The sequence below is a fragment of the Sphingomonas tagetis genome (genome assembly GCF_024211275.1).
GTDB classification, from domain to species: domain Bacteria; phylum Pseudomonadota; class Alphaproteobacteria; order Sphingomonadales; family Sphingomonadaceae; genus Sphingomonas; species Sphingomonas tagetis.
Genome location: NZ_JAMLDX010000016.1, coordinates 1 through 12,087, shown reverse-complemented (window position 1 = coordinate 12,087; position 12,087 = coordinate 1). Strand labels below are relative to the sequence as shown.

General features: G+C 70.3%; 6 protein-coding genes. 5 read left to right on the top strand and 1 reads right to left on the bottom strand.

Features of this window, described 5'->3' with window-relative positions:
* Positions 1-81: 81 nt before the first annotated feature.
* Genes M9978_RS17455 through M9978_RS17440 form a run of 4 tightly spaced genes read left to right on the top strand, consistent with a single transcriptional unit; the run spans position 82 to position 10,140 of the window.
* Entirely contained in the window at positions 82-1,902 is a 1,821-nt protein-coding gene (locus M9978_RS17455) for an AAA family ATPase (RefSeq protein WP_254295455.1), read from the top strand.
* The gene (locus tag M9978_RS17450; protein ID WP_254295454.1) at positions 1,899-2,549 is read left to right on the top strand and encodes a 4Fe-4S single cluster domain-containing protein; all 651 of its coding nucleotides are present in this window, start codon (positions 1,899-1,901) and stop codon (positions 2,547-2,549) included. Before M9978_RS17455 ends, M9978_RS17450 begins: the two co-directional genes overlap by 4 nt.
* The gene (locus tag M9978_RS17445; RefSeq protein ID WP_254295453.1) at positions 2,546-8,821 is read left to right on the top strand and encodes an AAA domain-containing protein; all 6,276 of its coding nucleotides are present in this window, start codon (positions 2,546-2,548) and stop codon (positions 8,819-8,821) included. The genes M9978_RS17450 and M9978_RS17445 overlap by 4 nt, the downstream gene beginning before the upstream one ends.
* Complete coding sequence (locus M9978_RS17440; protein ID WP_254295452.1) at positions 8,818-10,140, top strand: hypothetical protein; 1,323 nt, start codon at positions 8,818-8,820, stop codon at positions 10,138-10,140. The genes M9978_RS17445 and M9978_RS17440 overlap by 4 nt, the downstream gene beginning before the upstream one ends.
* A gap of 3 nt (positions 10,141-10,143) precedes the next feature.
* Here M9978_RS17440 and M9978_RS17435 read toward each other — a convergent pair whose 3' ends face one another.
* A complete protein-coding gene (locus M9978_RS17435; protein WP_254295450.1) occupies positions 10,144-10,779 on the bottom strand; it encodes a thermonuclease family protein in 636 nt (211 codons plus the stop codon).
* A 77-nt stretch (positions 10,780-10,856) separates the two neighbouring features.
* Here M9978_RS17435 and M9978_RS17430 point away from each other — a divergent pair, with 77 nt between their 5' ends.
* The gene (locus M9978_RS17430) at positions 10,857-11,846 is read left to right on the top strand and encodes a hypothetical protein (RefSeq protein ID WP_254295448.1); all 990 of its coding nucleotides are present in this window, start codon (positions 10,857-10,859) and stop codon (positions 11,844-11,846) included.
* The last annotated feature ends 241 nt before the right edge of the window (positions 11,847-12,087 follow it).

The window sequence follows — 12,087 nt, the reverse complement described above, 5'->3', positions numbered from 1 at the left end:
TGAAATAAGCGGCCGAACCGATAGTCTGTGATGCGACGCACCTGGAAAGAAGGGAGTCGTCTCAGCGGGGGGATCGCGAAGTTGACGGAAGATGACGTGCGGCCGCGCTGGGTCCGCGACCTGACCCGCTTCCTGCCACTGAAGAGCCAGTTCGTGCTGACCGGCAACGTCCGGGACCTGCAGATCCGCGACGTCGGCGGGGCGGCGGTTGCGGCCCCGCTCTCCGACGTCCTGGCAGCCACGCTCTGCGAGGCCGGCTACGCCGACGTCGCTCGCTACGATCCAGTGGCGGGCTTCAGCGTCCTTCCGCGACCCGACGGGTCTACCGGCGACGCTGACGCGGTCCTGACGCGGCTTGGGCTCACACCTTCTAACGGCCGGGCGCCAGCCGGCACCGATCTCTTTGGCAAGACGCTCGAGTGGCTGGTCGGGCTCGACGGCCCGCCGATCGCGCTGGTCGCCGACTTCGCCTCGCGCCTGATTGTCCGCAACGACGCGCTGTCACCGCAAGAGCAGGCGCTGTTCACAAGCGCGCTCGTCCTCAGCCAGTCCGCCGAGGCGCGACCGACCGGGCCCGGCCGCGCTCCCCGCTACAACTGCGTGGTCTGGATCGCGGAGCGCGAGGGCGACCTCCCCGACTGGCTGACGATCGACAACCCGCGGCTCCGCCACATCCCGGTCGCCCCGCCCGATCGTGCGGCCAGGGGCGCCGTCGCGCCTTCGCTGGTTCGCGGCTTCCCGGGAGCCCGGGAAGCCGGACAGGACGTGGTCGACGCGGCTGTGGCCGACCTGGTCGACGCGACCGAGGGCATGCTCCTGGTCGACCTGAGCGCGGTCGCGCAGCTCGCGCGCACCGAGGGCGTGCCTGTCCGGGACGTCGGCGAGGCGGTCCGGCGCTACAAGGTCGGCGTGACGGAGGACGCCTGGCGCAAGATCGAGCGCGGAAGGATCCGCGACGGCGCGGACATAATCAAGCGGCGCGTCGTCGGGCAGGACCACGCGGTCGTGCACATGCTCGACATCGTGAAGCGCGCCGCCACCGGGATCGGCGGCGGACGCCGCGGAGGGCGCCCACGCGGCATCGCTTTCCTCGCGGGGCCGACCGGCGTCGGCAAGACCGAACTCGCAAAGACCGTGACCGAGCTGCTGTTCGGCGACGAGAGCGCCTACATCCGCTTCGACATGTCGGAGTTCAGCGCCGAGCACGCGGATCAGCGGCTCATCGGCGCCCCGCCGGGCTACGTCGGCTACGACGCGGGCGGCGAACTCACGAACGCGGTGCGCGAGCGCCCGTTCTCCGTCGTCCTCTTCGACGAGATTGAGAAGGCGCATCCCCGCATCCTCGACAAGTTCCTGCAGATCCTCGACGATGGCGTGCTGACGTCCGGTCGCGGCGACAGGGTCTACTTCTCCGAGGCCCTGATCATCTTCACGTCCAACCTCGGCATCTACTCGACCTCGCCGGACGGAGGCCGGAAGGCGAACGTCACGCCCGACCAACCCTTCGAGGAGGTCCGGTCACGCGTCCGCACCGAGATCGGCAACCACTTCAAGCTGGTCCTCAACCGTCCCGAGATTCTCAACCGGTTCGGCGAGAACGTCATCGTCTTCGACTTCATCCGTCCGGCGGTCGCAGAGGAGATCTTCGCGTCGATGGTCCGCTCGGTTCTGGCCGACGCCGAGGCTTCGGGTCACATCGTTTCGTTGTCGGCGGAAGCCTGGGACGCGCTCCGGCACCTGTGCACCGCGGATCTGTCGAACGGCGGTCGCGGCATACGCAATCAGATCGAGGCGCACCTGATCAACCCGCTCGCCCGCGCCCTGTTCGACCGCGAGGCCGACGCGCCCGCGACTGTCCGCAGCGTCGAGACGGGCGCGGTAACGACGCTCGTGTTGGAATGAGCGTGACCACCGTCTTCGTCTCCCGGCTTCACTTTCCGGTCACCGCCCTCGGACCCGGCCGGAGGGTCGGGCTGTGGCTGCAGGGGTGCTCGATACGGTGCCCCGGCTGCATATCTGCGGACACTTGGGAGCCGGCGGTGGGAGCGGTGCCGCTCGAACACTTGCTGGATCGGATGTCGGAGATGGCGGACGGGGCGGAGGGCCTGACGGTGTCGGGCGGCGAGCCCTTCGACCAGCCCGAGGCGCTCGCCGCGGTCCTTGCCCGTTGGCGCGAGCTCTCGACGAAATCGACGCTGGTGTTCACGGGACGGGAGCTGGAGGACGTGGCCGGCTGGACCGCTCGGCACCCCGGCCTGATCGATGCGCTGATCACGGGGCCGTTCCGCTCCGACCTCCCCCAGACTCTCGCGATGCGCGGGAGCGACAACCAGCGGATCCACGCGATGACTGACGCGGGTGCGGGCATGCTGGCCTACGACAGACCGGCCACCGACGCGGACCGGCGGCTCGACGTAGCCTTCGACGAGCTCGGCCACGCCTGGCTGGCCGGCATCCCGGCGCGGGGCGAGATGGGCAGGCTGAGGCGAACGCTCGCAAAGGCGGGGCACCGGGCGGCCACTTCGGACATGGTGGGAGCGCATTCTTGATCAGGTTCTGCCCCAACTGCCGGACCGAACGCGCGCCGAGCGAGACATTCTGCGAGGGCGAGGTCGACGGGGTCCCGTGCGACTGGCCACTGTCGTCGCAGCCACTTCGGCCCGAAGGCTGGCGGCCCGAGCAGGCGGCCCGGACCACTTCCGCCGTGCCGACGGCGCAGCTGTGCGTGAACGGTCATGCGGTGGAAATCGGCGACATAATGTGCGCCGAGTGCGGTGGCGACATCGCCGATGGCGCGGAGGCCGACGCACCGGCTGGAGCGACGACGCGGGCCGATCCCGCTTCGGGCGCAGCGGTGGACGACGCGGATAGCGCTGCGGACGCCGCTTCCGAGACGGTCGTCGCGGGCTGGCGGCTGATCCGGCGCCTACCGACCACGAGCCAGGTGCGCGAACGATACGAGGTCGTGCATGGCGAGGACGGGCGCGAAGCGGTGCTCACGCTCTACGCGAACGGAAGCGAGCCGGACACGGAGGTGTATGACGCGCTTCGCGCGCTCGACCGTGACCACGTGCCCGAGATCTTCGAGACGGGTCGCTGGGAGGAGCGGGCCTACGAGGTCTCCGAGGATTTGCGGGGCGGCACGTTCGCCGACCTCGGACTGCTCGCCGACGACCACGCCACGATGTCGAGCATCCTGCGCGAGGTGGGCGGTGCGCTCGCCGCCTTGGGCGAATGCGGGCTGCGCCACCGAGACCTGCGGCCAGGGGCAATTCTGGTCCGTCGGCGTGAGCCGCTAGATCTGGTGCTCGGCGGGTTCGGCTCGGCCCGCCTGTCGGAATACGACCTCGACGTCGTCTCGCCGCTCGAGATAACGCGCTACACCGCTCCGGAAGCCGTCGCCGGCGGCGTCGCCGCCGCCAGCGACTGGTGGAGCCTGGGCATGCTCATCCTCGAGCAGGTCACGCGCGGCGAGTGTTTCGCCGGCGCGGACGACCAGACCTTCCTCATCTCCGTGCTCACGAACGGTGCACCGATACCGGACGGGCTCGCACCACCGGTGGACACGCTCCTGCGGGGCCTGCTGTCGCTCGACCGCCACGAACGCTGGCAGTGGGGCGAGGTCCAACGCTGGCTCGTCGGCGAGATGCCGGACGCGCCGCCGACGCTCCGGCAGGCCGGGGACCACGAGGGAAGGAGGTCGATCCGGCTTGCCGGCGCCCGCCACGCCAGCCCAGAGCGTTTCGCCCTGGCTGGCGCGGAGGCGGGTGCCTGGGACGAGGCGCGCTCGATGCTTCTCGGTGGTGAGGTCGCCACCTGGCTCGAGGAGGCTGGACAGCATGCCGGCCTCCGAGCCGAGATACGGTCGATCGCGACGCTCGAAGGCGTCTCCGAGGACATGCGACTTGCGCTGGCGCTGAAGGCGCTCAACCCGTCCATGCCGCTCGTCGTGCGCGGCGAGATCGTGACCCCCGGCTGGCTCCTCGACCATCCTGAGGAGGGTCACGCGCTGATCACCGGTCCCGTGCCGGATCGGCTGGAGCGCGAGGACGACGAGGTCTGGCTTGCGCGCCTCAAGCGCCGCGAGGCCCGGGTGCGCGAGCGCGCGCGTCAGCTCGACGTCGAGCTAGACGAGGCGCAGCTGCGTGTGACGGCACTTTCGACGTCCAAGAGCCGTCTGGCCGCCGTCTGGGACGAGCGCCGCCGGATCCTGCCCGACACGGACCATCCCGGCCTCCTAGCCATCGTCGAGCGGCGGGTGACCGAGGAGGAGGACCTGATTCTCCTCCTGAGCGCTGCGTCCACGCAGTTCCGCGCCGCCGATGCGATCGTCGAGGAGGCGGCGGAGGCCGCGCGCCGCGCCGGGGTCGACGCCTTCGATCGGGATGCCGCCCTCGCTTGGACCGCGACGTCCCGTCGCGAACTGCACGCCGAGATCGAGAGGCGCCTCGAGGGCTTCGCCAGATGCGGCCGGGACCGGATCGACGAGTGGGGCGACCAGTTCAGGCTCGAGCGTCGGCTGCCGCTCGCGCGGGCGTTGGCGCTGCTGGCGGTGCCGACGGACGAGTGGCGCCGGCCGCCGCGTCAGGCCTACGTCGCCACGCTGCTCGACTTCTACGCGCGGCGCATCACCGGCGCCATCATGCGCGGCCCCCTGACCAGGCTCATCGTTGGGAAGACGACGGCGCGCGTCGACCTCGCCGAACTCGACAGTCCACGCCGGACCGCCGCCTCGCTGCTCGATCACCTGCTCCTGCGGAACGAGCAGGTCATCGACGTCGATCCGCATGCCTTCGTCGAGGACCCGCGCATAGAGCGACGCCTCCGCACCCTGCACGGACACGCTACGCTCTACCGCCGCGACACCGGTATCGACGGGCTTTACCTCGGCTTCCCGTTCCTGGTGATGCAGGAGGCGAACCGGTCGACGCGCCCGCGGATCGCGCCGGTGCTGCTGTGGCCGATCAGGATCCATCCGGAGACGGGCTCGCGCGGACGGGTGACGCTCGCGTTCGACCGGGATCGCGAGGAGGTCCGCCTCAATCCCGCGTTCGAGACGCTCCTCGGGATCGATGCGGCACGACGGTGGCGCGAGGTGGCGGACGAGGTGCTGGGTCGCTCTTCGGCGACCGCTGCCGAGGTGGTTGAGGCGTTCGGCGAGTTGGCCGATGCGCAGGGGCACTCACTTGTGCCGCTCCCCTCGAAGGATCTGAGGGTTGCGCCTGGCGAGGACCGGATATTCTGCTCCGCCGCGCTCTTCCATCTCGGCTTCATGGGTCAGGCCGTCATGGAGGACCTGCGCCAGTTGAAGGCCATGCCGCCCGCCGGCAGCAGCCTGGAGACCGCGTTCAGGGTGGGCGAGGAGATCCGCCGCGCGGAGGTCCCACACGTTCCCGAGCGAGAGCGCTACTTCACGGCGGACAGCGATCCTTCTCAGGAAACCGCCGTGCTGGAGGCGAGGTCCGGCCGGGGTCTGCTCGTCGAGGGGCCGCCGGGGACGGGCAAGAGCCAGACGATCGTCAACATGGTCGCCGACGCGATCGGGACCGGCCGCAGTCTGCTGGTCGTTTGCCAGAAACAGGCGGCGCTGGAGGTGGTGCACAAGCGTCTCGAGGCCGCGGGCCTCGGCAACCGCATCGTGATGGTGAACGACGTCAACAAGGATCGCGAACCAGTTATCCGCGCGGTCCGCGAGCAGCTGGAAGAGCTGTTCCAGCGCCCGCAGGGCGCATCGGGGTGGCGTCAGCAGCGCGAGCAGACTGCGGCTCGCATCGAGTCACTGGAGCGCGACCTCGACGGCCAGCACCGCGCGCTCCATGCGGTGGACGAACAGACGGGGCTCTCCTACCGTCTAGTGCTCGGCGATCTCGTCGGGCTCGCCCGCGACGGGATAACGCCGGCGCTCCCGTCCTTGCGCCACACCCTGGCCGCGCTCGATCCCGGCAGGCTGGCCGTGCTGCAGGAGGTCTGCGCGCCGACGGCGCGGCTCTGGCTCCCGGCCCGATACGAGGGCAGCCCGCTGTCCGACACACGGGCGTTCGGAACCGACGACGGGAGCGTGGAGACCTTCGGCGACGATCTACGCGCCTTCCACGTCGCGGAGGCGTCGCGGGGCGAGATCCTTGAAAGGACGCCTGACGCACTGGCGATCGAGGATCCCGAACCCTATCGCGCCTGGTCGACGGCGAACGGCAGGACCCTGCTGGAACTCGACGAGGCGCAGCGCGAGCGCCTCGCGCGCTGGCTCGACCGGTTCGCCGGCACGGCGGATCGCCAACCCGGCTCGACGCCCGCGCAGGCGGAGCTCTCGGACCTCGAGCGGGCGATGCTCGCCCTGCCTGCGGACGACGCTCCGACAGATGCCGTCGAGGTCGCGCGGGCGATGGACGACGCGGAATTGGAGGAATGGCTCGCGATCTCGGACCGACTGCTCCGGCACCCGACAGTGCTACAGCGGCTGTCGCCGGGGCGCTGGATGGCGGCCTGGCGGCGTCGCGGCCTCATGAAGCGGGAGGGGCTCGCGGACCGGTCGGCGTTCGGTGCCGCGCTTCACCGCGAGACCGGGTTGCGGCCACTGCGTTCGCGCCTGGTCGCGGTGACCGTGGACGTCGGGGAGCCGGCAGGTCACCTCCCTCCGGTGAGGGTTCCTGAACTGCTCGTGCATGCGCGGGCGGTCCAGGCCGAGTTGGCCGCCGCCGAGGCGCTCGTGGCGCGGCACGAATCCTATCCCGAGCCGCGCATCGCCGTCGCGATGGCGCGCGCCGCCACACGCGGAGCGGTCGAGGATCTGATGGAGGGCATCGACCAGGGTCTCGCGCGCCACGCCGCACGGACGGCCTCGCGTGCCGCGCTCGCCGGCTTGCAGCCCTGGATGCTGGATGCCTGGTCGGAAGCGCGGGAGACCGCCATCGCCGCGAACGCGCCCGGCGTCGCGGCCGTCGCGCCGCTGGTCGATGAGCTGTCCCACGTCGCGGCCTATCAGCGTTTCCGGGCGCGGGTGCCGCAGCTCGGCGAGGACGCGATGGAAGTGTTCGCCCAGCTCGCCAGGATACGCGGTCGGCTGGAGGAGCTGCCGCGGACGGAGCTTGAGCCGACGGTTCGCCGCATCATGGGCGTCGAGGCCCGGCTCGCCTGGAAGTCGCGCATGGAGACGTCGGATCCCACCCTGATGCTCGAGGCGGACGAACTCGAGGCGAAGGCAACTTCGCTCAAGTCGGCGGAGCGGGAGATGCGCGGCCTCAACCGGCGGCTCCTCGTCGATGGACTGGACGCCAGTCGGCTGAGGCCGTTCCGCGAATGGGAGGACATCACCAGGCTGCGCGGCGTGCGCGCGCGCCGGCTGCGCGAGTTCGTCGAGCGCGGGGCAGACCTCGGCCTGATGCGCCTCCGCCCGGTCTGGCTCGTCAACCCCGATGTCGCGAGCCGCCTGCTTCCGCTGCGCAAGGCGCTCTTCGATACGGTCATCTTCGACGAGGCCTCGCAGATGCCGGTCGAGTATGCGCTTCCGACGCTCTACCGCAGCGGCGCGATGATAGTGAGCGGCGACGAGAAGCAGATGCCGCCGACCGCCTTCTTTTCCAGCCGCGTCGAGAGCGACGAGGCGGAGGTGTTCGAGGGGCAGGCGGCCGAGGAGGACGTGCCGGAGGAGGAGCGGGAGGCGGTCGAGGAGACGTGGAACCGGCGCGAGATCAAGGACTGCCCCGACCTCCTCCAGCTGGCGAAGACGGTGCTGCCCTCGACGACCCTTCAGATCCACTACCGGTCCGCCTATCGCGAGCTCATCCAGTTCTCGAACGCCTCGTTCTACGTCAACCGGCTGAGCGTCCCTGCCCGGCATCCGGCCGACGAGGTCCGGCGCAAGCGGCCGGTCGAGATGATCCGCGTCGACGGCACCTACGTCGATCAGACGAACCCAGAGGAGGCGGAGCGCGTGGCGGACGTGCTGCGCGACATCTGGACGGCGGGCGGCGGCAACCCGCCCACGGTCGGCGTGGTGACCTTCAACCGCAAGCAGGCCGATCTGATCGAGGAGGTGCTCGAGGACCGCGCCGAGCGGGATTCCGCATTCCGCACGGCGCTCACCCGCGAACGCGAGCGCGTGGAGGGTGGCGAGGACATGGGCCTGTTCGTCAAGAACGTCGAGAACGTGCAGGGGGACGAGCGCGACGTGATCATCTTCTCGTCGACGTTCGGCCGCAACGCGCAGGGGACGTTCCGCCGCTCGTTCGGCGTGCTGGGCCAGACCGGCGGCGAGCGGCGCCTGAACGTCGCCGTCACACGGGCCCGCCAGAAGGTGGTGCTGGTCACCTCGATGCCGATCCCGCTCATCTCGGACCTGCTCTCGACCCGCCGACAGGCGGCCAGCCCGCGCGACTTCCTCCAGGCCTACTTCGAGTATGCCCGCGCGCTGTCCGACGGCGACCTGGACGCCGCGGAGGCGCTGCTCTCCCGCCTCACGCCGGAACAGCGTCGCCCGCGATATCACGAAGGGAGCGGCGACGGGCTCGAGGCGGCCGTGGCCGACGAGATTCGCTCGCTTGGCTGGGAGCCCGCGTCGGTCGGCGACGACGGTGCGTTCGGTCTCGACTTCGCGATCGAGGATCCGCGCACGGGCCTCTACGGAATCGGGATCGAGTGCGACGCGCCGAGGCATCCGCTGCTCGAGAGGGCGCGCGCGCGCGAGATGTGGCGGCCCGACGTGCTCCGGCGCTCGATACCGGCGATCCACCGGGTGTCTTCGCACCGCTGGTTCCACGAGCCGGAGCAGGAGCGCGAGCGGCTGCGCAGGGCGGTCATATCGGCGATGGGGGTGTTGGCGTGAGCGGTCCGAAGGTCGTGCGCATCGTGACGCGCGAGGAGATCCTGGAGATCTGCCAGGGCCAACTGGCCCGCGTCGACGCGGCGTTGGCGGAGTGGACGCGTATCGGGCGCCGGAACGACTGCATCGACGAGGATGCGCTGGCGGCCGCGAACAGGCGGCGCGAAGCGCTGGCCGCCCTTATCGCGGCGGACCGCTTCATGGACCTGCAGAAGCAGGCTCCTGTCGAGGAGGACTTCCTGCGCGCCGACATGCAGCGACGACTGACGGCGGTCGCGGCCGAGCAGGCCGCCGCGCGCTCGAAGGAGCGTCGCGGCCGCGAGGCCGCGGCAGCTCTGCTTCGCCGTTTGCGGGAGCTTCAGGCTCCGCTTGATCCCGGTGTGGCCACGGCCTTGGAGCGGGGCGACGCCCAGGCGCTCGCCGCCGGCTTCGAGCTTCTCGCCGACGCGGTAGCGGAGAAGGGCAATGACGTTACCCGAGACCTTGCGGCGACCCTCAGGGACGGCTCGCCTGCCTCGACCTTCGCAGACTACCTCGCCGCGCAGCCGGCCGCCCCCGTGGACCCGGCGGTCGAGCGGATCGCCGCGCGGTTGGACGAGCTCGACGTGATCGGAGGAGCGGATACGGCAGGGCCGCGAGCGCGGCTCGAGGAGGCCGCCTCGGCGGCTCCGGCCCGACGGCGGCTTCTGGTCGACGGGTTGGAGGTGGAGACCGGTCGCAGCATCGCCGAGGCGCGCATGCGCGCTTCGCTCCGTGCGGACCTGCTGCTCGTCCGCGCCGAACTAAGGGCGGTCGGTGGAGCCGTTCCGGAAGCCGACATCGTGGCATTCGACGTGGCGGCGCTGGAGACGGCGATCGCCGCGGACCGTGCCGCCATCGATGCGCTACGTGCCTCGCGTGCCGCAGCCGCGCGTCGCGCGGCGGTGCTCGAGGGCCTTGCCGGCCTTGGCTACGAGGTGACCGAGGGGATGTCGACCGGGCTTGCTGACGATGGTCGTCTGGTGCTGCGGAGCGCCGCGCGGCCGGACTACGGCGTCGAGGTCAGCGCGGTCGCGGGTGCCGAGCGCATGCAGATGCGTCCGGTGGCGTTCGAGGCGGGCGGTGTCGGTCCCGACCCCGGGCGGGACAGGGACGCGGAGACGATCTGGTGCGGCGACGTCTCGACCCTTCAGGACGCGCTTGCGTCGGCGGGAGGCGGCCTCGTGATCGAGCGGTCGCTTCCTGTCGGCGCGACGCCGCTCAAGCGCATCGCCGTCGAGCGGAAGGCGGGCGCGATTTCCGCCGCCGACGCCCCGGCCCTGCGGGAGCGGACGCTCCGCTGACCGTCAGCGCGCCGAGCGCCAGCCGGCGGCGGTCGCCCCGGAAGCGCTGCAGAACCACCGCTCCCCTCTGTTTGGGTCGATCCGGACCGCTGGATAGTCCCGTGAACCCGGGAGGTGGTAGATGCGCGCGCCTTTGGAGCTCACGTTGCCCTTCACCAGGCAGGTCGGGTCGGGAGGAACCTGCGGAGCGACGCTCGCGCTCTTCGCGCGCCGGTATGCCTCCGGCCGCTCGAAGCCGAACGCCCAGATGCCGCGCCTCGCCGTTCGGGCGCGCTGCTCCGCATCGACGTATTGGAGTGAGTATTTCCGATAGGCGGTGGCCCACCCCGCATCGACGATTATCTGCCCGAGGTCGGCGCCGTTGATACTGCAGCGTGCGACGATCCGTCCGTATCGATCCGTATCGACGGCGGAGCACTGCACGGTACGCCCCTGAACGCGAGCCCTCAGCCACCGCGCCGCGAGTTGGCCGCAGGCCGTCTTCGACGTTCCGGCGTCGCAACTCTGGGACAGCTCCGGGGCGTCGATCCCGAACAGCCGCACGCGCTCGGTCCCGACATGCAGCGTGTCGCCGTCGACGACGGTCGCCGACCCCGCGAACGACGCCTGCGCGGCTAGCGCGATGATGATCCAGGACAAGTGCGATCCCCCCTCTGGCCGCCAGGGGCCGACGCCGTATAAGTGGCGGAACGGGAACGGAAGTCCAAGGCGTGATGATGGTAACGTCGCGTCAGTTCACGCGCGGGATGGTGCGCACGATGCGCGCGATGGATCGAGCAGCCAAGCAGGCTGAGCGGCAGCGGGTGGCGCGCCAGAACGCGTTGCATCGCGAGGCGATGCTGGATGCGTCCGCGCAGGCGGCCGCGGAATACGAGGAGATCGTCGAGGCGCTCACTGGCGCCCATCGCGTTTCATTCTCGAAGCGTGACTGGCTGACCACGGCGACGGCACCCGACGAGGCGGCGCCCATGCGTCGCGACGACGAGGAACTCGCCGCGCGGTCGCGGCTCGATGCCTACGAGCCAGGCTGGCTGGACAGGGTGCTCAGGCGAGGGGACAAGGTAAGAGGCGGGTTGGCCGATGGTGTCGTCGCCGCGCGGGCGCGCGACGACGGCAATCATTCGGCGGCAGTCGAGGCCGCCGCCGCCCGGACTGCGAAGGCTGCCGCGGCGCGGCGCGTCGTGGCGCGCGAGCCCGACGCCCTGGTCGCCGCCCTCGAGGAGCATAGCGGGCTGGGCCGGCTGCCATTCTCGGTCGAGGGCATCGACACAATGTTCATCGACGGTCGGGTCATCGCCATCGTGGATGGGCTAGACCTCGAGGACATGCCCGAGGAGACTGTGACGCTGCTGAAGTCGGGCAAGGCGTCGTTCAAGACGCTGGCGATGGGCAAGCGGCTCGAGATGCACCGCGACGCCATCTGCTCCGCCGCGCTCCGCGTCGCGATCGAGTTCCTGGCCACGCTGCCGCTCGACGAGATCGAGGTGCTGATGCTGACGGACGTTCTGGACGCGGCCACCGGCCACATCGATGGATCGCCCGTCCTCCACGTCAGGGTTGCGGAGCAGGCGCTAAGGGCGGTGAACCTTGGCCGCACCGATGCGTGCGCCCTAGTCGAGCGGCTCGGCGGCCACATGTCCTGGAGCCGCCGCGACGGCTTCCGGCCGATAAATGCCGCGGCGTTCTGCATCGACCTTAGCCAATAGTTGTGGCCATCAATTCGAACGGATGACCTCGACTGACGAGCCTGGGGCTCTACGCCATGCAGAAAATTTACAAATGGCGGCTTTGGGAGCAGGTTGAGATTAGCTGAACGACCGATACTGTGAAGGGTTTCGGGGCGCCGAAGGCGTACGAAAGCCTCTAATGCAGGAACCCGCGGGCCGCACGCGGTGCATTATGGGGATTTCGGTTTTCCGCTGATCTTGGTGAAGTGAAGCGCGGCTT

What these genes read in the sequence shown, in the direction of transcription:
- M9978_RS17450 (WP_254295454.1), top strand. Translation starts at nt 1,899, where the DNA reads ATGAGCGTGACCACCGTCTTCGTCTCCCGGCTTCACTTTCCGGTCACC.
- M9978_RS17430 (WP_254295448.1), top strand. Translation starts at nt 10,857, where the DNA reads ATGGTAACGTCGCGTCAGTTCACGCGCGGGATGGTGCGCACGATGCGC.